The organism is Burkholderia sp. AU45251, from assembly GCF_030482905.1.
GTDB classification, from domain to species: Bacteria; Pseudomonadota; Gammaproteobacteria; order Burkholderiales; family Burkholderiaceae; genus Burkholderia; species Burkholderia aenigmatica.
On sequence record NZ_JAUJQH010000016.1, the window covers coordinates 125,550 to 147,038 of the forward strand.

The 21,489-nt window shown below is 69.3% G+C and carries 17 protein-coding genes and 1 riboswitch; of the genes, 8 read left to right on the forward strand and 9 right to left on the reverse strand.

The window, feature by feature from the left end; translation table 11 throughout:
- Positions 1 to 116 precede the first annotated feature (116 nt).
- A complete protein-coding gene (locus QZM67_RS26750; RefSeq protein WP_301807984.1) occupies positions 117 to 1,316 on the forward strand; it encodes an MFS transporter in 1,200 nt (399 codons plus the stop codon).
- Positions 1,317 to 1,337: 21 nt separating this feature from the next.
- On the opposite strand, the gene QZM67_RS26755 is transcribed toward QZM67_RS26750, so the two are convergent.
- A complete protein-coding gene (locus tag QZM67_RS26755) occupies positions 1,338 to 2,519 on the reverse strand; it encodes an EamA family transporter (RefSeq protein ID WP_175024381.1) in 1,182 nt (393 codons plus the stop codon).
- A gap of 503 nt (positions 2,520 to 3,022) precedes the next feature.
- Here QZM67_RS26755 and QZM67_RS26760 point away from each other — a divergent pair.
- Positions 3,023 to 3,376: a type II toxin-antitoxin system RelE/ParE family toxin gene (locus QZM67_RS26760; protein ID WP_226216034.1), complete on the forward strand. Its 354-nt coding sequence runs from the start codon at positions 3,023 to 3,025 to the stop codon at positions 3,374 to 3,376.
- The gene (locus QZM67_RS26765; RefSeq protein ID WP_043182145.1) at positions 3,373 to 3,654 is read left to right on the forward strand and encodes a helix-turn-helix domain-containing protein; all 282 of its coding nucleotides are present in this window, start codon (positions 3,373 to 3,375) and stop codon (positions 3,652 to 3,654) included. Before QZM67_RS26760 ends, QZM67_RS26765 begins: the two co-directional genes overlap by 4 nt.
- A gap of 67 nt (positions 3,655 to 3,721) precedes the next feature.
- On the opposite strand, the gene QZM67_RS26770 is transcribed toward QZM67_RS26765, so the two are convergent.
- The 4 genes from QZM67_RS26770 to QZM67_RS26785 form a co-directional block, all read right to left on the reverse strand.
- Positions 3,722 to 4,510 carry a molybdopterin-dependent oxidoreductase gene (locus QZM67_RS26770; RefSeq protein ID WP_301807987.1) on the reverse strand — a complete coding sequence of 263 codons (789 nt, stop codon included), beginning with the start codon at positions 4,508 to 4,510 and terminating at the stop codon, positions 3,722 to 3,724.
- 29 nt (positions 4,511 to 4,539) lie between these two features.
- Positions 4,540 to 5,172 (reverse strand): cytochrome b/b6 domain-containing protein, encoded by a 633-nt coding sequence (locus QZM67_RS26775; protein ID WP_175024382.1) that lies wholly within the window; start codon positions 5,170 to 5,172, stop codon positions 4,540 to 4,542.
- 91 nt (positions 5,173 to 5,263) lie between these two features.
- Positions 5,264 to 5,539, reverse strand: coding sequence for a pentapeptide MXKDX repeat protein (locus QZM67_RS26780; protein ID WP_301807991.1), 276 nt, complete (start codon positions 5,537 to 5,539; stop codon positions 5,264 to 5,266).
- A gap of 22 nt (positions 5,540 to 5,561) precedes the next feature.
- Positions 5,562 to 5,708, reverse strand: coding sequence for a hypothetical protein (locus QZM67_RS26785; RefSeq protein ID WP_301807994.1), 147 nt, complete (start codon positions 5,706 to 5,708; stop codon positions 5,562 to 5,564).
- 98 nt (positions 5,709 to 5,806) lie between these two features.
- Positions 5,807 to 5,923, forward strand: a riboswitch (TPP riboswitch).
- A gap of 124 nt (positions 5,924 to 6,047) precedes the next feature.
- Between QZM67_RS26785 and thiC the strand changes: the two genes are divergently transcribed.
- The 5 genes from thiC to QZM67_RS26810 all read left to right on the forward strand — a co-directional run bounded on the left by thiC (position 6,048) and on the right by QZM67_RS26810 (position 11,670).
- Positions 6,048 to 7,979, forward strand: coding sequence for a phosphomethylpyrimidine synthase ThiC (gene thiC / locus QZM67_RS26790; RefSeq protein ID WP_301807997.1), 1,932 nt, complete (start codon positions 6,048 to 6,050; stop codon positions 7,977 to 7,979).
- A 258-nt stretch (positions 7,980 to 8,237) separates the two neighbouring features.
- Positions 8,238 to 8,450, forward strand: a complete 213-nt coding sequence (locus tag QZM67_RS26795) for a glycine zipper 2TM domain-containing protein (protein ID WP_043182137.1) — start codon at positions 8,238 to 8,240, stop codon at positions 8,448 to 8,450.
- A 191-nt stretch (positions 8,451 to 8,641) separates the two neighbouring features.
- Positions 8,642 to 8,890 (forward strand): hypothetical protein, encoded by a 249-nt coding sequence (locus QZM67_RS26800; protein WP_043182136.1) that lies wholly within the window; start codon positions 8,642 to 8,644, stop codon positions 8,888 to 8,890.
- Positions 8,891 to 9,033: 143 nt separating this feature from the next.
- Positions 9,034 to 9,960: a DMT family transporter gene (locus QZM67_RS26805; RefSeq protein WP_301808000.1), complete on the forward strand. Its 927-nt coding sequence runs from the start codon at positions 9,034 to 9,036 to the stop codon at positions 9,958 to 9,960.
- Between the two features lie 429 nt (positions 9,961 to 10,389).
- Positions 10,390 to 11,670, forward strand: coding sequence for an EAL domain-containing protein (locus QZM67_RS26810; protein WP_301808003.1), 1,281 nt, complete (start codon positions 10,390 to 10,392; stop codon positions 11,668 to 11,670).
- Positions 11,671 to 11,728: 58 nt separating this feature from the next.
- Here QZM67_RS26810 and arfB read toward each other — a convergent pair whose 3' ends face one another.
- Genes arfB through recC form a run of 4 tightly spaced genes read right to left on the reverse strand, consistent with a single transcriptional unit; the run spans position 11,729 to position 21,466 of the window.
- The gene (arfB, locus tag QZM67_RS26815) at positions 11,729 to 12,133 is read right to left on the reverse strand and encodes an alternative ribosome rescue aminoacyl-tRNA hydrolase ArfB (RefSeq protein ID WP_043182134.1); all 405 of its coding nucleotides are present in this window, start codon (positions 12,131 to 12,133) and stop codon (positions 11,729 to 11,731) included.
- Positions 12,130 to 14,424 (reverse strand): AAA family ATPase, encoded by a 2,295-nt coding sequence (locus QZM67_RS26820; protein WP_301808007.1) that lies wholly within the window; start codon positions 14,422 to 14,424, stop codon positions 12,130 to 12,132. The genes arfB and QZM67_RS26820 overlap by 4 nt, the downstream gene beginning before the upstream one ends.
- Positions 14,421 to 18,131 carry an exodeoxyribonuclease V subunit beta gene (recB, locus tag QZM67_RS26825; RefSeq protein WP_301808009.1) on the reverse strand — a complete coding sequence of 1,237 codons (3,711 nt, stop codon included), beginning with the start codon at positions 18,129 to 18,131 and terminating at the stop codon, positions 14,421 to 14,423. Before recB ends, QZM67_RS26820 begins: the two co-directional genes overlap by 4 nt.
- Complete coding sequence (gene recC / locus QZM67_RS26830; protein ID WP_301808011.1) at positions 18,128 to 21,466, reverse strand: exodeoxyribonuclease V subunit gamma; 3,339 nt, start codon at positions 21,464 to 21,466, stop codon at positions 18,128 to 18,130. The genes recB and recC overlap by 4 nt, the downstream gene beginning before the upstream one ends.
- Positions 21,467 to 21,489 lie beyond the last annotated feature (23 nt).

Here is a 21,489-nt window from a genome sequence, read left to right on the forward strand (position 1 = left end):
GTCCGGCAGGATTCACGTCGCTCCGGTATGATCGGCAGCCTTGACCGGCGCCCTGCCCGCCTGCGCACCCGACGCGTGCGCCGCGCGCTGCGCCGTCCCACTCTGTCCGCGCAGCCATGTCCACCGCCTCCACCGACCGTCCGACCGACGCCGCCTCGCCCCACTATTCGCGCAGCCTGCTGTTGCTGCTCGCGACGATCGCGGGTGTGTCCGTCGCGAACATCTATTACAACCAGCCGCTGCTCGACAGCTTCCGCTCGGCGTTTCCCGACGGCGCGTCCTGGATCGGCGTGATACCCACCGCGACGCAGCTCGGCTATGCGGCCGGCATGTTCCTGCTCGCGCCGCTCGGCGACCGCTTCGACCGCCGCGGGCTGATCCTGATGCAGATCGCCGGCCTGTCGATCGCGCTGATCGTCGCGGCCACCGCGCCGTCGCTGGCCGTGCTCGCCATCGCGAGCCTCGCGATCGGCGTGCTCGCGACGATCGCGCAACAGGCCGTGCCGTTCGCCGCCGAGATCGCGCCGCCCGCCCAGCGCGGGCATGCGGTCGGCACCGTGATGAGCGGCTTGCTGCTCGGCATCCTGCTCGCGCGGACGGCCGCCGGCTTCGTCGCCGAGTATTTCGGCTGGCGCGCGGTGTTCGCCGCATCGGTCGCGGCGCTCGTCGCGCTCGCCGCCGTGATCGTGCTGCGGCTGCCGCGCAGCTCGCCGACGTCGACGCTGCCGTACGGCAAGCTGCTCGGCTCGATGTGGCATCTGGCGGTCGAACTGCGCGGATTGCGCGAGGCGTCGCTGACGGGCGCCGCGCTGTTCGCGGCGTTCAGCGCGTTCTGGCCGGTACTGACGCTGCTGCTCGCCAGCGCGCCGTTCCATCTCGGCCCGCAGGCAGCCGGCCTGTTCGGGATCGTCGGTGCGGCGGGTGCGCTCGCGGCACCGTACGCGGGCCGCTTCGCGGACAAGCGCGGCCCGCGCACGATCATCTCGCTCGCGATCACGCTGCTCGCGCTGTCTTACGTGATCTTCGCGTTGTCGGGCACGAGCCTCGTCGGGCTCGTGATCGGCGTGATCGTGCTCGACGTCGGCGTGCAGGCCGCGCAGATCTCGAACCAGTCGCGCATCTACGCGCTGAAGCCCGAGGCACGCAGCCGCGTGAACACGGTGTACATGGTGTGCTATTTCATCGGCGGCGCGCTCGGCTCGTCGGCCGGCGTCGCCGCGTGGCGCGGGTTCGGCTGGCTCGGTACGTGCGCGGTCGGGCTGCTGTTCACCGCGCTCGCCGGCTGGTTCCACTACCGCGGCGGCCAGCGCGACTGAGCGCCGCCGGCCACGGCAAGGTCACGCGTCGGCGCGGGGCGCGGCCGGTTCGTCGACCTGCGGCTGCGCGAACGCCGGTGGCGGGTCGATCACGGCAGCGGGATCCACCACGGCGCCCGGTGCCGGCACGGCCAGCGGAACGGCGGAGGGCGCGAGAATGGGCGCCGCCTCCGGCATTGCGATCTGCTCGGGTGCGGCGGACGACGCACCCGCCGTCGCCGCCGGCTCGGTAGCCGCTGCCGACGAACTCACAGCCGCGGCGGCCGCCGCGGGCCGGCGCGCCGGATCGAACACGAACGACAATCCGACACTGCCGAGGATCGCGACGGTCGCGACCACCGTCGCCATCGTCACGGGTTCGCCGAGCAGCAGCGCACCGAGCGCAACCGCGACGATCGGGTTCACGTACATGCAGCTGCTCGCGATGATCGGGCTCGTGTGGCGGATCAGGTAGCCGTACGCGACGTACGCGGCCATCGTGCAGAACACCATCAGGTACAGGAACGCGAACACCGGCCCCACCATCAGGTGCTCGATACGCTCGCCGACCAGCCACGCGACGAGCGTCGAGATCATGCCGCCAAGGCCGATCTGCAGCGACGTCGACAAAAACAGGTCGGACGGCAGCTTGAGCCGCGTCGCGAGATGCGCGCCGCCGGCCCAGAACAGTGCGCCGGCCAGCACGCAGATCGTGCCGAGCGCTGAATTCTGCGCGGCGGCACCGCCCGAATTCAGCACGACGATGCCGACCATCCCGAGCGCGACGGCCGACCATTCGCCTTTCGTGACCGGCCGCCCGGCAACCGCCGCGATCACGGTCGCGAACAGCGGCACCGTGGCCACCATCACCGCGGCCGAGCCGCTGCTGACCAGACTGATCCCGAGCGCGATCGTGCCGGACGACAGCGCGACGAGCATCGTGCCGACGATCCCTGCGTTGCGGATTTCGAGCAGCGTCGGCCATTCGGGCTTGCGCCGCAGCGCGAAGATGAACAGGCCGATCCCGCCGAGCAGGTTGCGTAGCCCAGACAGCAGCAGCGGCGGGAACGACTGCAGCGCGAAATGCAGGCCGCTGTAGGTCGAACCCCAGACGAAATAGATGAAGACGAGCGCCAGCGCCACGCGGCCGCCGCGGCTTTGCGGCAGGCGGATCCGGAACGAGAAGCGGGCGAAGAAATCGAGGAGACGGTCGAGCGGCGTCATCGTGCGGCCTGCCCGCACGTCACGCCGCGTGCTCCGCTGAAAGACGCCGGCGATGCCGGCAAACGGCCCTGGCGGGACCGGGAAGGCAGAGCGAACGTGCGGAACGACATGACAGTGCGAACGGCGACGAAAAAGAACCGGCAAGCGGCGGCAGAGGGACAAAAAAAACGCGCGCAACCGCTTCGGCTGCGCACGCTCGGCATTATGGCATCAAGGATTCGAAAGCATCGTCGGACCTGTCTGAAAGGATCACGAATGATGTTTCCGCGCGACATTTTCCGGCCGGCGGACCGGTGAAATCGGGGCCGGATACGCGTCGCGCATGCGTTGCCGATTCCGCTTCGCCCCGCCATCCAGGGCAGTTCGTCGCGATCGAGCCAGGCATCGGCCGAACGGCCAGTCCTGCACGCCGGCCAGCGCTTCCCCCTTATCGTGACGGTCGACCCACGCGCCTCCCGCCCTGCGCGGCCTTCCTTCGAAACCCGCACGACCCATACAAAATTTTGTATAATCCAACCATTCTTCCGCCGAAGCCTGTCGTTTTCGTCGGCAGCGCGCTAGCCGATCTTCGCGGCTTTCCGCTGCCCGCGCGACGCGAAGCCGGCCACCAGATCGACCAGGTGCAACGCGGGCTGGCCCCCGACGACTGGAAGCCGATGCGCACCGTCGGCGTCGGCGTGCGGGAAATTCGCCTGCGCGATGCGAGCGGTGCGTTCCGGATCATTTACGTCGCGACATTCGCCGACACCGTCTACGTGCTGCACTGCTTCCGGAAGCAATCGGCGCGCACGACCCGGGCCGATATCGAACTGGCCGCCCGGCGCTACCGCGCGCTGACGATGGAGAGGAAACGATGACCAACGAACGTTATTCAAGCGTCTGGGACGCAATCGAGGGCCAGCCGGCCGAAGCCGAGAACATGAAGCTGCGATCCGAACTGATGATCGCGCTCAAGCAGCGCATCGCGCAGCTCGAGCTCAGTCAGGCCCAGGCCGCGAAACAGCTGGGTGTCACGCAGCCGCGCGTCTCCGACCTGATGCGCGGCAAGATCAACCTGTTCGGGCTCGACGCGCTCGTGAACATGGCGGCGGCTGTCGGCCTGCGCGTCGACCTCCAGGTACGCGAATCCGCGTGACGCGTCACATGCGATGCCCGATGCATCTCGGCACGCGCATGCGCCGCCACCGCGTGCCACGCACCGCTCACGATCCGCCGAACCAGTTGTACCCCTGGTCGACCCAGTAGCCGCCCGGAAACGTATCGGTCACGAAGATCTCCACGATGTGCTTCGGGTTCTTGTAGCCAAGCTTGGTCGGCATCCGCAGCTTCATCGGGAAGCCGAATTCCGGCGGCAACCGATGGCCGTCGTAGTCGAACGCGAGCAGCGTCTGCGGATGCAGCGCGGTTGGCATGTCGATGCTCTCGTAGTAATCGTCCGCACACTTGAAGCCGACGTACTTCGCCCGCGTATCGGCACCGGCGCGCGCGAGAAACGCGCCGAACGGCGTGCCGCCCCAGCGGCCGATCGCGCTCCACCCTTCCACGCAGATATGCCGCGTGATCTGTTCCGCATGCGGCAGCGCATACAGTTCGTCGAGCGTCCACACGCGCTTGCCCGTCACGCGTCCGGACAGCACGAGCCGATAGGTCGACGCATCGACGTGCGGCACGTCGTCGATTCCGTAGTACGCGTTGAACGGGAACGGTCGCGTGATATCGGCTTCGGTGTAGGTCGGCGCGAGCCGCTCGCCGCTGAACAGCCACGCCTGCACGCGGTCGTTCATGCGCGACACCTTCTCGAGGAACGTGTTGACCGACGCGTCGTCCTTCAGCGTGCAGCCGGTCAGCATCGTCAGGCCGCCGATCGTCAGCACGCGACGGTTGAACAGCCGCCGCGACGGCATCTCGAGCTCGCGGCGCACGTCGAGTTCGAGCGACTTCCGGTCGAGCGTCCAGCGCGAACCGTCGCGCTTGTATTCGGATTCCGACATGATGATTTCCTTCACCCGAAGTTGACGGGTCAGCGCCCGCGCAGCATCGCGAGCAGCGAGCGCGGCACCAGCAGTGCCATCGCGACGTGAACGACAAAGAATGCGACGAGCAGCGACATCGCCCAGAAGTGCACGACACGCGCGTTGTCGTAGCCGCCGAACAATTCGCGCAGCAGCGGAAATTGCACGGATTTCCAGATCGTGAGTCCGGACAGCACCAGCACGACGAGATCGACGATCGCGGTCAGGTAGGCGGCACGCTGCACCGCGTTGTAGACGCTCAGGTCGTCGTGCGACAGCCGCCCGCCCAGCGCGGCACGGATGTCGCGCCAGATCGACGCCGGCGTGACGGGCAGCATCTTGCGCGCGAGGCGCCCCGTCGCGATCGACATCGTCAGGTAGAACAGCCCGTTGAAGACGAGCAGCCACATCGCCGCGAAATGCCATTGCAGCGCACCGCCGAGCCAGCCGCCCAGCGTGATGCCATGCGGAAACGTGAACGGCGGATAGATCGGCGACGCGTCGTAGATGCGCCAGCCGGACAGCACCATCAGGATCGCCGCGAGCGCGTTGAGCCAGTGGCTCGCGCGCACCCACAGCGGATGGATCGGGCGCGCAGGCGGCGTGGCGGCCGCACGGCCGGTGGCAGGAACGGTTTGCATGATGAAGTCTCCCGGAATGGGTCGACGAAACACGATGCGGGCGGGCGGCCGCCGTGCGACGCACGCGCCGGCCGCGCCGCGTCCGCCTCCGTCAGTTCGACGGCGCCATCTTGTCGCCCGACGGCTTGCCCATCTCGTCGTGCGACATCGCGCCCTTCTTCATCGCGTCTTTCTTCATCGCATGCTTCTTCATGCCGTCCTTCTTCATCGCGTCGTGGCCCATTGCATCCTTGGCCATCGCGTCGTGGCCCATCGCGTCCTTCGACATCGACGAGCCCGGCTGCGACATCGCGTCGTTTTGCGCATACGCGCCCGTGGTGATCGTGGCGAAAGCGGCGACGCAAGCGGCAATCAGACCTTTTTTCATGACATCTCTCCAAAACATGGGTTTAAGGAGCCGAATAGACGGACGACGTCGCGGGAAATGACAGCCGCTGCGAAATTTTTTTAAGGTTGCGCGAAAGCGCGTCATGCTGCACCGCTTCGCCGTTGCCGGCCAGGCCGGGAGGCCATGCGGCGGCGACGCGCGCTGCCATTTCGACGGGCCATCGTACCGCCCGCCATGCTGCGGCCGCACCGGGGCAGCCGATCCTCTCCCGGTTGAAACCGCCGCCAAGCCAGTGTATCGTGTGCCCTGCTAACGCGGGGGTCCTGCAATGCGTTCGGTCAAACAACCGGCATTGCGGGTGAGAAATACCCTTTGAACCTGATCTGGATAATGCCAGCGCAGGGAAGCGTACGGATTTCGCCGCCATCCTTCTGACGAAATCCGCCGCCTCACCAAGCCTCGTCTCCTGCTTAGCTCGAGCCCCACATACGTCAAGGGCTCCGGGCAAGCGCCGAAGCGCCTGTCCGGCGCTCACACAGGAGATTGCATGAACGCCAATCCGAAGTTTCTGTCCGCCGACGCTCATGTCGATGCCGCGGCCGTCGCCCCGCTGCCGAATTCCCGCAAGGTTTATGTCACCGGCTCGCAGCCCGACATCCGCGTGCCGATGCGTGAAATCACGCAGGCCGACACGCCGACCGGTTTCGGCGGCGAAAAGAATCCGCCGATCTACGTGTACGACACGTCGGGCCCCTACACCGATCCGGACGCGAAGATCGACATCCGCGCAGGCCTGGCCGCGCTGCGTCAGGGCTGGATCGAGGCACGCGGCGACACCGAAGTGCTAGGCGGCCTGTCGAGCCAGTACGGCCTCGAGCGCGCGGCCGATCCGGCCACCGCCGACCTGCGGTTCCCGGGCCTGCACCGCAACCCGCGCCGCGCCCAGGCCGGCAAGAACGTCACGCAGATGCACTATGCGCGCCAGGGCATCATCACGCCGGAAATGGAATACATCGCGATCCGCGAGAACCAGCGCCGCGCCGAGTACCTCGAGAGCCTGAAGGCAAGCGGCCCGAACGGCGCGAAGCTCGCCGCGATGATGGGTCGCCAGCACCCGGGCCAGGCGTTCGGCGCAGCGGCCTTCGGCGCGAACGCACCGGCCGAGATCACGCCGGAATTCGTGCGCTCGGAAGTGGCGTGCGGCCGCGCGATCATCCCCGCGAACATCAACCACCCGGAATCCGAGCCGATGATCATCGGCCGCAACTTCCTCGTGAAGATCAACGCGAACATCGGCAACTCGGCCGTCACGTCGTCGATCGGCGAGGAAGTCGACAAGATGACGTGGGCGATCCGCTGGGGCGGCGACACGGTGATGGACCTGTCGACCGGCAAGCACATCCATGAAACGCGCGAGTGGATCATCCGCAACAGCCCGGTGCCGATCGGCACGGTGCCGATCTACCAGGCGCTCGAAAAGGTCAACGGCAAAGCTGAAGATCTGACCTGGGAAATCTTCCGCGACACGCTGATCGAACAGGCCGAGCAAGGCGTCGACTACTTCACGATCCATGCGGGCGTGCGCCTGCAGTACGTGCCGCTCACCGCGAACCGGATGACCGGCATCGTGTCGCGCGGCGGCTCGATCATGGCGAAGTGGTGCCTCGCGCATCACAAGGAAAGCTTCCTGTACGAACACTTCGAAGAGATCTGCGAGATCATGAGGGCGTACGACGTGAGCTTCTCGCTCGGCGACGGCCTGCGTCCCGGCTCGATCTACGACGCGAACGACGAAGCGCAGCTCGGCGAGCTGAAGACGCTCGGCGAACTCACGCAGATCGCATGGAAGCACGACGTGCAGGTGATGATCGAAGGCCCCGGCCACGTGCCGATGCAGCTGATCAAGGAGAACATGGATCTCCAGCTCGACTGGTGCAAGGAAGCGCCGTTCTACACGCTCGGGCCGCTGACCACCGACATCGCGCCGGGCTACGACCACATCACGTCCGGCATCGGCGCCGCGATGATCGGCTGGTTCGGCACTGCGATGCTGTGCTACGTGACGCCGAAGGAACACCTCGGCCTGCCGAACAAGGACGACGTGAAGGAAGGCATCATCACGTACAAGCTCGCCGCGCACGCCGCCGATCTCGCGAAGGGCCACCCGGGCGCGCAGGTGCGTGACAACGCGCTGTCGAAGGCGCGCTTCGAGTTCCGCTGGGAAGACCAGTTCAACATCGGCCTCGATCCGGACAAGGCGCGCGAATTCCACGACGAAACGCTGCCGAAGGATTCGGCGAAGGTTGCACACTTCTGCTCGATGTGCGGCCCGCACTTCTGCTCGATGAAGATCACGCAGGACGTGCGCGAGTTCGCGGCGCAGCAGGGTGTGTCGGAAACCGAAGCGCTGAAGAAAGGGATGGAAGTGAAGGCAGTCGAGTTCGTGAAGACCGGCGCCGAAATCTATCACCGTCAGTAAGCGCACGCGGTGATCCGGCGATCCTCGCCGGATCATCTCGCGATTCGCGATGTACGAAGCCCGCTTTCGAGCGGGCTTTTTTGCGCATGTCGCAAGCCTGCCTGCGCACCGGGAAACCACCGGAAACAATTCATTACGAAACCGCGCGAGCCTTAACAAGTCCTTACAGCAGCGTCGGGGGGCGGCGCGTAGATTGGGTTCATGCGCGGCCGCCGGCCGGTCGCGTGTCCTCCGTTCACAACCGCAAGGACAACGATCATGAATTCGATACGGCGTATTGGGGTATGCGCGCTGCTCGTCGCGACCGTGGCCAGCCTGTCGGCCTGTGACTCGATGACGAGACGCCAGCGCGACACGGCAATCGGTGCAGGTGTCGGCGGCGTCGCCGGCGCGGCGATCGGCGGCAGCGCGCTGTCGACGCTGGGCGGCGCGGCGGCCGGCGGCATCATCGGCAACCAGGTCGGCAAGTAAGCGGCGACGCGCGCCGCGACAGTCAACCAGACGGCGTTTTCGCGGTGCGGAAGCGCCGTTTTCGCATGCGGCGCCGCAACGTGACCGGCAGCCTGCACGGAAATGATCCGTTACCGTTTTGCACACCGTGTCATCGGCGCGCGGCCTAAGCTTAAGCATCTGCCGATTGCCGGCTCCGCCGGAGAGACATCATGAACAGGACCCTCGTCGCCGCGGCGCTCGCCTGCGTGACGCTCGCCGGCTGCTACTACCCGTACGGCTATTATCCTGGCGGCTATTACACGGCTGCACCGGTGCAGCCGGCCCCCGTCTACGTCGATCCGGGCCCCGCCTATTACTATCCGGCACCGGCCTATGCACCTGCGTGGGGCGGCTATTGGGGCCCGGCGCTGTCGCTCAATTTCGGCTTCGGCGGACGCGGCGGCTGGCGCCATCATTGAACGGGCGCGACCGCCGGCTGGCGGCCGCCCCGCGCCGGCAACCGGCGACACTCCCGTTTCTTGCCATTTCATCGAATCGTGAAACGACGGGGTGGTAACGGGGTGTAAGATTCTCCGCATCCGTTCCCCGCGCTTCACGATCGATGTCCCCCAAGAACGCCCTTCTGCTGACCGTGCTCGCTGCCCTGTGGGGTGCGTCGTTCCTGTTTATCCGGATCGGCGTCGTCGATCTGGGCGTCGCGCCGTTGATGGCGTTGCGCGTGGGTATCGGCGCGCTGTTTCTCGCGGGCTTCGCGCTGACGCGCTTCAAGCCCGCCGATCTCGGCACCCGGCTGCGCCGTCACGCATGGCCGTTGTTCGTCGTCGGTGCGCTGAACTCGGGCATCCCGTTCTGCCTGTTCGCGTTCGCCGAATTGACGCTGTCGGCCGGCGTGACGTCGGTGATCAACGCGACGACGCCGCTGTGGGGCGCGCTCGTGGCCTATCTGTGGTTGAAGGACAAGCTGTCGCTGCCGCGCGTGCTTGGCCTCGTGATCGGTTTCGCCGGCGTGCTCACGCTCGTGTGGAACCAGATCGCGAGTGCGCACGGCGAAACGGGCGCGACCGCGACCGCGCTCGCCGCCGCCGCGGCGCTCGGTGCGACGCTGCTGTACGGCATCGCAGCCAATTACGCGAAGCGCAAGTTGACCGGCGTCGATCCGCTCGTCAACGCGACCGGCAGCATGATCGGCTCAACCATCCTGCTGCTGCCGTTCGCGATCGCCACCTGGCCGGCCGCACCGGTCGGCGCACACGCATGGGGCTCGGTGCTCGCCCTCGGCGTGGCCTGCACGGGCATCGCGTATTTCATCTACTTCTACCTGATCGCGCATGTCGGCCCCGCCCGCGCGATTACCGTGACGTTCGTGATCCCCGTGTTCGGCCTGTTGTGGGGTGCGCTGTTCCTCGGCGAACACGTGACGGCCGTGATGATCGAGGGCTGCGCGATCGTGCTCGTCGGCACCGCGCTCGCGACCGGCGCGATCAAGCGGATTCCCGGGATCCGGCCGCGCAGCGGCGAAGCGACCTGACGATTCATTCGGGCGCACGCACCGCCGTCGGTCGGGCCGCGATGCCTGACGACCGGGCGCCAACCGTTTTCCGCCACGCTGCGAATGGTGCCGCGGCGCGGCCGGTATTCCTCTGACGGCGACATTCGCTCGCCACGTTCGCACGTCACCGCGCACCCCATGCCGCTGGATTGCCATGTGCGGCGGCGATGCCCTCTTTCACTTCGCGGTGGTCACGCGTCGCGCGCATGCGAGCGGCGCCAGCCGCATACCCGTGTGCGTCTGGAGTTTCCCTGATACGCGAGCGGCCCCATTCCCGTTACACTCCAAACACTTACCCGCAGAAGGCGGCCTCGATGTCCCACGTCCTTTCGCGTCCGCCCGCGCGTGCGACTGCTTCAGCATGGCGGCGCGCTGCCGCTCCTCCGCTCGACCCCGGGCACCGTTGACATGAAGCCCGCCCGCGATCTCTCGCTCGACTCCCTGCTCGAACGCCTCACGCCGACGCCCGGCGGCTGGCTCGCCACCTATCGCACCACGACGCTGCGCAGCGTGTTCCAGCCCGTGCTGTCGATCACGCACAAGCGGGTCGTCGGTTACGAGGCGCTGCTGCGCGTCGTCGACGCGAACGGCGCGCTGATCTCGCCCACCGCGCTGTTTGACAAGACGCGCGCCGACGCCGACGCGCTGCTGCTCGACCGGCTCGCGCGCTGCCTGCACACGGCCAACTTCGTCGCGCAGGGCATCGGCGACGGCTGGCTGTTCCTGAACGTCACGCCGCGCGTGCTCGACACGGGCCTCGTGCAGCGCGAATTCGTCGAGGCGCTGTGCCGGCATTTCGCGCTGCCGCCGAACCGCATCGTGCTGGAAGTCGTCGAACAGCCCGCGCGTGACGAAGCCGCGCTCGCCCGCACGATCGACATGATCCAGCATCGCGACTTCCTGATCGCGATCGACGATTTCGGCACAGGATTCTCGAACTTCGACCGCGTGTGGCGCGCGCGCCCCGACATCGTCAAGCTCGATCGCTCGCTCATCGTGCGCTCGACCGGATCGGCCGATGATCGCCGCATCCTGCATCACCTCGTGTCGATGCTGCACCAGGCCGGCGCGATGGTGCTTGCCGAGGGCGTCGAGAACGACGACTCGCTGCAGGCGCTGATGGACGCCGACATCGATTTCGTACAGGGTTTCCAGTTCGGCCAGCCCGATGCATCGATCGCACATGCCAGCGCGGCGGCACCCGCCATGCTCGACGCCGCGTGGCAGCGCTTCATCGCCCGCCGGCATACGCCGGTCGTCGCCGAGCAGCCGGGCTTCGACGCGATCGAACGGCTCGTGCTCACGGGCGCGGCCGCGTTTTCCGCGAGCGGCAACCTGCAGGACGCCGCGCAACGCGTGTTCGCGGTGCCGGCCGCGCGCCGCGTGTTCGTCACCGACGAGACCGGCGAGCAGTTCCTGCCGTCGATCGGCGCGCGCACCGACGACGGCCAGGCGGGCGCCACCCGCCTCGCACCGCTCTTCCCGGAAACGCACAGCAACTGGTCGCGGCGCCCGTATTTCCAGCGTGCGATCGCCGCACCCGGACGCGTCGCGCTGATGGGCCCGCACTTCTCGCTGACGGAAGGCCGCGACTGCTATACGGCCGCCGTCGCGATCCGCGCGCAGAGCCGGCTCGTCGTGTTCTGCGTCGATTTCGTGCTCGACAGCGCAGGAACCGTCATGCGATAACGGGCGCGACGGCGGGCGATCGGCTGTCGCACGCATCGTTCGTTCGCTCATCGATTCGTCAGTCGATCACCTTCCCTCTTCCCGACTTCACCACGCTGCGGCGCGACTTGTGCTCGAGCCGCCGCTCCTTCGACGCACGCGTCGGCCGCGTGGCGACCCGTGCGCGCGGCGTGTACGCGACGCCACCGATCAACGCATCGAGGCGCGCCAGCGCGGCCTCGCGGTTCTTCTCCTGGGTACGGTATTCCTGCGACTTGATCACGACGATGCCGTCGCGCGTGATGCGCTGGTCGGACAGCGCGAGCAGCCGCTCCTTGATGACGGGCGGCAACGACGACGCCCGGATATCGAAGCGCAGGTGGATCGCGCTCGACACCTTGTTCACGTTCTGCCCGCCCGCGCCCTGCGCGCGCATGGCCGTCCATTCGACTTCGGCCGGATCGAGCGTATAGCGGATCATCATCGCGAAGTCTCCCTGCTGCGCCGTGCAAGCGCCTCGTCGACGCGTGCCGCGAGCCCCGAATCGCGCTGCGTGCGCGTCGCGACCGCCTGCGCCAGCACGCGCCGCGGCCCGATCACCTGCACGCGCGTGCGCGCACGCGTGACGGCCGTATAGACGAGTTCGCGCGTGAGCACGCGGCCGAACGATGCCGGCAGCACGAGCGCCGCCTCGTCGAATTCCGAGCCCTGCGATTTGTGGACCGTCAGCGCGAACGCCGTTTCGTGCGGCGGCAGTGCGGCCGGCGACACCGCCCGCGCGGTGCCGTCCGCGCGCCTGAACCACACGCGCAGCACGCCGTGCGCGTCGGGCAGCGCAATGCCGATATCGCCGTTGAACAACCCGAGCGCATAGTCGTTGCGCGTCACCATGATCGGCCGCCCCGTGAACCAGTGCGCGCCGACCGCGAGCGGCACGCGCGCCGCGTGGCGCACGTGCGCGGCCACGAGCGCATTGACGTGCTCCGCGCCGCGCAAGCCGCTGCGGGTCGCGCACAGGATCCGGAACCGGTTGAGCGCGTCGAACAGCGGCAGCGGATCGGGTACCGGCGCCGCCAGCGCGTCGCACAATGCGTCGAGGTAAGCACCGAAGCGCCGCGCGAGCCGCTCGACCGTCGACGACGCGAGCGACTCGCCCGCATCATCGTGGAACGACGCGGCGGCCGAATCGTCGGCGGGCAGCGCGTCGAGCGCGGCCTGCACGTCGCCGCTGCGGATCGCGAGCGACAGCCGCCCGATCGGCGAATCGAGGCCGAAGCGGTAATTGCGTTCGAGCCAGACCACGCAGTCGGCGAGCGGTGCCGGTGCGAGCGCGGCGGCGGTTTCGCCCGGCGGTATCGACGTGACCGACGCAAGCGCGGCGTCGCCTGCGTCGAACGGCGGCAATTCGACGGCGTCGAGCCACGCGAGTTCGTCGACCTCGATCCACGCGGAGGCCTCGCCTGCTTCGCCCGCTTCACCGGTTTCGGTCAGCACCGGCGCTGCGGCCGGCGGCGGCGCGACGTTGGTCGGCGCAACTTCGTCAGCCTGCGGTTCGTCGTCGAAGAGCGATGCCTGTCGTTCATCGGCTTTCCGTCGCGACGCGGGTTTGCGTATCGCAGCAGCCGCAGGCGCCGATGGCGGCGCCGGGGCTCGTGCCGCGGCGGAAACCGGATGCGCGGCGGGAACGGCTGCGGTCGCGACTTCGTCCGGCACCGGCAACGCCGCGACGAATGCTGCCTCGTCGATGCCGAGCGCCCGCGCGATGCGGGTGCGCGCCGCAGCGGTAAATGCCGGCCGCGCGCTCAACTCTGCGAACACGGCGCCCGCCTCGACCGCGGCCAGTTGGTCCTTGTCACCGAGCAGCACGAGCCGTGCGCCCGGCGCGAGCGCGTCGAGCAGATGCGCGGCGAGCGCGACGTCGATCATCGACGCCTCGTCGACGACGATCAGGTCGTACGGCAGCGGGTTGTCGCGATGATGCCGGAAACCGGCCGCCCCACCGCCACCCAACAGCCGGTGCAGCGTGTACGACGTATCCGGCAGGCGCGCCGCAAGTTCCGGCGGCAAGTCGCCGGCCCGTGCATGCAGCGCTTCCTGCATCCGCTGCGCGGCCTTGCCGGTCGGCGCGGCCAGCGCGACGCGCAGCCCCGGGTGCGCATCGAGCAGACAGGCCAGCACGCCGACGACCGTCGTCGTCTTGCCGGTGCCCGGGCCGCCGCTGACGATCGTCACGCGGCCCGTCAGCGCGACGATCGCCGCGACCCGCTGCCAGTCGACTTCGCCGGTTGCCGGCCCGAAATAACGCGCGAGGCTGTCGCGCAACCGGTCAGGCGCAAGACCTTCGTCCGGCGCCGCCACACCGGCCTGCGCGACGAGCGCATCGGCAAGCCGCCGTTCGTAGTCGAAATAGCGCGACAGGTACAGGTGGTCGTGGCGGTCGACGATCAGCGGCCGCTCGTCGCCGCGCGCGAGCGTGCCGAACGCGACCACGCCGCTCGCAGCAAGCGCCGCGCGGACTTCGTCGAGCGGCGCTTCGTAGCGCTGCGCGAGCGCGCCGAGCGCGACGCACACGTGGCCGCCCGCGGTAGCACGGCTCGTCGCGAACGCGGCGCGCGCCGCCCAGCGCGCGGCCACGGCCGGCGCACCGGCACGGCGGGAAAGGTCGCCGATACGGCGCGCAAAGCCTTCCGCGAGCGCGATGCCGAAATCGGCGGGTTCGGGCAGCCGCGCGACGAGGCCGCCGGTAAATTCGAGCGTATCGTCGGATGCGTTCATGAGCGGCCCCCTTCCATCATCCGGTCGAGTGCGTCGACGAGCGCACGCGCGGGCCGCCGCGCATGCACGCCGGCCGGCTCGCCGCTGCTGCGCCAACCGGGCCGCACGCCGCGCACGAACAGGTACAGGTAGCCCGCGATATGCGTGTCGTAGTCGTAATCGGGCAACCGCCCGCGCAAATAGCGATGCAGTGCGACCGTATAGAGCAGCGCCTGCAGGTGATACGCGTGATCGGCCATCGCGACGTCGAGCGCGCGCGGGCCGTAGGCGTCCGGCGTCGTGCCGAGATGGTTCGACTTCCAGTCGACGATCCAGAAGCGGCCGTCGTGTTCGACGATCATGTCGATGAAACCCTTGATGAAACCGGCGAGCAGGCCCGCCTCCAGTGCAACGTCCGGGTAGCCGTGCGCGACCAGCAGGCGACGCAGCGCCATCAGGTCGAGCGACGGCGCCGGGAACAGGAAACCCATTTCGTCGAGCCGCTTCGCCGGATCGAGATCGGCGAGCCGCATGCCCGGCACGAGCTCGGTGCTGACGACATCGTCGACCAGCTGCACCATCATCGCCGGCAGGCGCGTCGCGAGTTCGGGCTCGGCCTCGACCGGCCGGTCGTGCAGCGCGCCGAGCGCGGCCCTGGGCCACGACTCGGGCTCCGTGAAGCGGCTGAGTTCGAACAGGCGGTGCAGGCACTCGCCGGCCGCCGCGCCGCGCGGGAACACGAGGATGTCGTCGTCGGGCGGTTCGGGTGCGAACGTATCGGCCAATAGCCACTCGCCATCCGGCGCCACCGCGGCGAGCGCATCGTGATCGGGCCGCAGTTCGTCGTCGGGCACGGCCGCGACGCCCGCCTCCTCGCGCGCCATCGACGCGGTCAGCGAGCTGAAGCTGGCCATCCGCCACGCATCGCGCAGCACGCGCGTCGCATGGCGCGCCGCGAGCGTCTGCGACGCGTCGTGCCCGGCCGCGAGACGCTCGGGTCGTGCCGGCGCCGGCAGCGGCGCGACGCTCACGGGGCCGCCCGCCAACGCGTGCCACGCCGTATCGAGCGCGGCTTCGTCGGGCGGCTCGTCGAGCCAGGCATCGAACGACTGGCTGGCGCCCGCGACGAGCCAGTTGAGCACGCTGCGCCGCGCTTCGCGCGTCGAGCGCGACGACAGATACGGCCCGGCGACGACGTAGCAGCGATAGACCGCGCGCGTCAGCGCCACGTAGACGAGCCGCGCGCGTTCCGCGGCCTGCTCGCGCAACGCCTGCCGCGCCGCGTGCGCGGCCGCCTCGTCGTCGCACCCGTAATGCAGCACCGCGTCGCCCGCGTCGTCGTGATATTCGCGCGCATCGGGCAGCGCGGACGCGGGTGGCTCGCGCAATCCGCCGTCGTTCAGGAACGGACAGAACACGATCGCGTATTCGAGGCCTTTCGACTTGTGCACGGTGACGATCTGCACGAGGTTGCGGTCGGATTCGAGCCGCAGCTGCGCTTCCTCGCCGCCACCGTCGAGCCGTTGCGCGGCGAGCCAGCGCAGCGTCGGTGCGATGCCCGGCTGTGCGGACGCGCGTGCCTGCGTCAGTTCGGCCAGATGGTTGATGTCGGTCACGCGACGCTCGCCGTCCGCACCGGCCATCAGCCGCTCGGCAATCCGCAGCTCGCGCGTGAACGTGCGCCACATCACCGCGAAGCCGCGTTCGCGCCACAACAGCCGGTACCGCGAGAAGCGCTCGACCCAGCTCATCGCGTCGGTGCTGTCGGCCGCTGATGCTTCACGTTGCGCATCGCCGTCGCCTTGCTCCATCCGCCACAGCGCGCCGGCGTCGAGGCCGAACCAGTCGGATGCGAGTGCCGCACGCAGACGCCGCAGGTCGCCCGGCGCGTCGATCGCCGCCAGCACGCGTTCGAGCTGCTCGGCGTCGCCGGTCGAGAACACCGAGGCCTGTGCCAATTCGACGCTGCCGATACCCCACGTGGCCAGCACGCGCTTCACGAGACTGCCCTGCCGGTGCGTCTGCACGAGCACCGCGATGTCGCCTGGCGACAGCGGCGTCTCGCCGAGCCGCACGCGCCCTTCGCGCGCGCCGCGCATCAGCCGCGCGATCTCGGCCGCGCAGGCCTGGGCAGCCTGCGCCTGAGCGTCGCGCTTGAGCAGCGTGCCTTCTCCGCCCGGCAACGCCCACACCCGGAAATCGCCGGCCGGGCCCGGATCGGTTGCGTCGACGAACGGCGCACGCACGCGCGTGCCGGCACGCACCGCGTAGTAGTTGAGCCCGTCGAGCACGAATGCGCGCGGATTCGACATGAAGAAGCGGTTGCACGCATCGACGATCGCGGGCGTCGAGCGCTGGTTGACCGCGAGCGTGTAGCACGCGCTCGCCCGTGCGCGCGCGGCAAGATAGGTATGCAGATCGGCCGCGCGAAAGCTGTAGATCGCCTGCTTCGGATCGCCGACGAGAAACAGCGGGCCGCCCGGCGCGAAGATCCGGTCGAAGATCGCGAACTGCAGCGGGTCGGTATCCTGGAACTCGTCGATCAGCGCGGCGGGATAGCGCGCGCGCAACGTCTCGGCCAGCCACGGATGCGCATGCAGTGCGTGGTACAGGTTCGCGAGCAGATCGTCGAACGAGACGACGCGCCGCGTGCGCTTGCGCTCGGCCAGCTCGCCCGGCGCCATGTCGAGCCATTCGGCGATCAGCGCGAGCCAGCGCGCGCGCTGCGCGGCCTCGGCCGCCGCCACGGCCGCTTCGAGCGCGTCGGCCACGTCGAAGAATGCATGTTCGGGTGTCACGCCGCCTTTTTTCGTGGCCTTCACGAGCGCGGTGCGCGTGAGCTTCAGCGCGGCCTTCGGCAGCGCGGCCGTCGCGTCGCCCTGCGCGAAATGCGCGGCCCATGCAGCCAGCGCATCGGCTACCGCCTCGGGTTTGTGCGAGCGCTGGTTGAGCGCAGGCTGCGCGACGCGCAGCAACGCATCGATCGCTTCGCGCTCGGCGGCCCACATCCGCGCGGCCTCGGCGAAGCATTCGACCGCGGCGGCCTCGGCCGATTCGTCCGGCTCGGTCACGCCGTCCCAGCGCAGCGCGGCGAGCGGCTTCTTCAGCCGGCGCGCGAGCTGCGCATCGAGCGCGGCCGGGCCGGCGCCCGATTCGACGAGCCAGGTCGCGAAGCCCGGCCAGCGCGCGGCCGCCGGCTCGACGCGCGTGCGCCAGAAATCCGCGGCCAGTTCGAAGCGCAGCGATGCGTCGTCGGCCTCCATGTCGAACGCGAACGGCATCGCGGCCGCAAACGGCGCTTCCTGCAGCGCACGCTGGCAGAACGCGTGGATCGTATGAATCGCGGCCTGGTCGAACGCGCGCAGTGCGCGCCGGATCCGCTTCGCGGCCGTTTCCGGCTCGAGCGTGCCGCCTTCGCCGAGGGTGGTTTCGAGCAGGCGTTCGATGAACGGATCGCCACCGCTGTCACCCGTGTCGAGCGCATGCGCGAGCTGCGCGAGCCGGCCGCGAATGCGCTCGTGCAACTCGGCGGTCGCCGCTTTCGTGAAGGTCACGACGAGGATTTCGTCCGCGCCGAGATCCTTTTCGAGCAGCAGGCGCACGTACAGCGCGCAGATGTTCCACGTCTTGCCGGTGCCGGCCGACGCCTCGATCTGGTTGACGCCGTCGAGCGGACACGCGAACACGTCGAGTTCGAGCGCCTGCTTCGGCTGAGATACGGCGCTCATGCGACCTCCTTCAGATGTTCGACGAGCGGATCGAACACGAGCCGCGCGAGCGTGCCGAACGGCTCGTCGAGCGACGCATGCGCACCGCGCCACGCGATCGCGATGGCCGGATCGTCGGCCTCGCTCACGACGCGCTCGTTGATCCACACGCTCGCGGCCTTGGCTTCGCCGTCGGACACCCTCGCCCACGCGCTGCGCGGGAAAAACCGCAGCGGCATGCGCCGCCCCGCGCGAAACAGCGCGGCAAGCGGCGCGAGCCGCTCCAGCGGCGCCGCGACGGGCGTCAGCTCGAATGCGCCGCCGCTACCGAACCACAGCGTGCGGCGCGGGCCGCCCGGCTCGATCGCGCAGTAGACGAGGTGCGCGAGCCACGCGGACAGGTAGTCGCGCGCGCTCGGCCGCGCATAGCGGTAGATGATCTGCCCGGCTGGCGTGAGCCGGTTCAGCGTGCCGTGCAGTTCGAGCGGCGCACTCACCGCGTCGCCCGACAACAGCGCGTCGTCGGCGCCGAACAGCGCCTGCTCCGTGTCGGGCCAGGCGGGCACCACGGTGAGCGAGAACGGCCGCCGCTCCATCCCGTCGGCCAGCGCGCGGCGCACGTTCGACGCAAGCTGCGTCATCGAGCCGAGCGCCTGGTCGCGCCACACGGCGCCCGTCGCGCCGCCCGGCAGTTCGGGGCTCGCGTCCGCAATGCGCAGCGCATGATCGTGCACGCCGCCCTCGTCCGATTCGATCAGCAGCGGCAGCACGCGCTCGGCGAGCGCATCGCTGCCGGCGAAGTCGAGCGCGAACGGCTCGGTGTCGAGCAGTTCGGCCTGCGCGTCGGCGAGCACGATGCCGAGCCGCGCGCGCAGCAGCGCACGCGCGGGATGCCGCCAGAAACGTTCGAATTCGGTGAATGCAACCGGCTCGACCGGTTCGGCCGGCAGCGGCTGCGCAAAGAACGGCCGCTCGCGCGGCCCGTCGCGCGACGCCTCGGCGGCCAGCAGCGTCGCGAGCGTCGCACGCTCGGCGTCATAGGAAACGAGTTCGCTGCCGGGCTGGAAATACGCAGCCGCGAACGGTTGCAGCGGATGCTCGACGACGAATGCACGCCGCGCGGCCTCGACCGCGTCCGGTGCGGCGTCGGGCCCGGCCGTGACGAGCGCGAGATGGTCGAGCAGTTCGTCGACGAGTGCCGCAGGCGGCAACGGTGCGTTGTCGCGAATGCTGCGGCCCGTATAGGCAACCAGCAACCGGTCGCGCGCGGCGAGCAGCAGGTCGAGAAACAGGTTGCGCTCGTCGTCGCGGCGCTGGCGGTCGCCGAGCTTCGGCAACACGGCCATCAGGTCGAATTCGTCCGCGCGCGCGAGACTCGGCAGCACGCCATCGTCCATCCCGAGCAGGCAGACGACGCGATACGGCAAGCCGCGCAGGCTCGTCAGCGACGAGAACGTGACGCCGCCCCACGGCACCCCGCCGCGCGCCGGATCGTCGAGCGCGGCGGCCAGCCCGGCCCGGACGACGGCCGCCGGCAACGCTTCGTCGGGCGCCCCCTCCGTCATCGCGGCCAGCATCGCGTCGAGCGCATCGCGCACGCCCGCGAGCGCGTCCGCATACGCGGCGCCCGAATCGAAGAAACGTGCGAGCGTGTCGGCGAACAGTTCGCTCCATCCTTGCGGCGTATGCGACTCGGCCAGCCGCCGCGCGAAGCCGTCGAGATCGTCGGTGAAGCGCGCGAGCCGGCCGAGCAGTTCGGCCTCGCTGCCGGTGGCCGCCTCGATCGGCAGCCACGCGCCGACCGGCGCCGCGCCTTCCGGCATCGCATAACCGAGAAAGAGCCGCGCGAGCGCATCGGAGAACGTATGGCGCGGCGACGGCACGGCCGCGTCGTCGCTCGCGAGCGGCGACAGCCCACGCCGCGCGCCGGCGGCCGCGAGCCAGGTCTGCACCGTCTCCAGCGCCGCCGCATCGATGCCATAGCGTGCCGCCACCGCGTCGACGCGCAGCCATTCGACCAGTTCGGGCGCGCCGACCTGCCGCTCCGGCAACGCGAGCCAGTCGAGCAGCACACGCGCGACCGGGTTCGCCTGCGACGGCGGCAGGCCGGTAATCCGGTAAGGCACACGCGCGCCGCCGGCGCCGGCCGTGCCGAACACGGCGTCGATCAACGGCCCGGCCGCCGCGAGATCGGCCACCGCGACGAGCACGTCGGACGGCTGCAGGCTCGCGTCGGCGTCGAACCACGCGAGCAGCCGGTCGTGCAGCACCTCGAGCTGGCGAGCAAGGCTGTGGCACACGTGCACCTCGATCCCGCGCTCGGCCGGTGCATCGCCGGCTTCGGCCTCCGGCTGCAGGTCGAGGATCGCGTTCTGCACGCGCGCGAGCCATGTTGGCGCGGGATTCTCGACGAATCGCGACGCGTCGCCCGACGCGGCGCTTTCAGTCAGTTCGTGCAGCATGTGCAGCTGCGCCTGGGTCTGCCTGCCCCATTCCGCGAGCAGCGGATGGCCGACTTCCTGGTAGTCGAGCCGCCCGGCCGCATCGAGCGCCTCGGCATGCGCGGCGGTCACGATGTCGAACCAGAATTCGCGGCACGGGTTCAACGCATAGACGCGCACGTCGATCCAGCGCGACAGCTCGCGCAGCAGCGCGACATGCAGCGGCGGCATCGTCGGCAGCGCGAACACGCTGACCGATTCGGGCCAGTCGGCGCGCGCAACCGCGTCGGCATCGAGATGGCGCGCTTCGACGAGGAAGCGGTGCGCGGGCGGCGTGCCGCTGTCGCTCAGCTCGGCGAGCAGCGCGCGCCACAGCGCGGCCTGCCAGCGCTCGTCGTCGCGTGCGGCGTCGCTGACGCCGCGCGGCGCACCGTCGCCCGCGAGCACGGATTCGCCGGCCTGCCACGCAGCCAGCCATTCGGGGCGATAGGTCAGGTAATGATCGAGCACGGCCGCGACGCGGTGCGCAAGCTCGTAACGCATCGCATCGTCGGACGCGGACAAATATGCGGCCAGCCGCGGCGACGCGAGCCACGGCGCACCGTCGGACGCCTGCGCAAACAGCCGGTAGCAGCGCCATACGAGGCGGTCGGGTGCGAACGGCGAACGCGCGGGCACCGTCAGCACGCGGCCGATCTGTGCCCACAGCCATTGCGCGAGATACGTGAACTCGACGTTCGCGCACACGCCGTTGCGCGCGGCGATATCGAGCTCGAGACGGCGGCGCAGCGCCGCGCTCGGCACGATGACCTGTTGCTGCGCCCACGGGCCATTGCTGGCCGGGAACGCGGCCAGATCCTCGAGCAGCGCGTCAGCCAGCGTTTCGTGACGGTTCGAATAGAAGAGATGGAGCATGAAGCGGGAGTCGGTACGTCGCG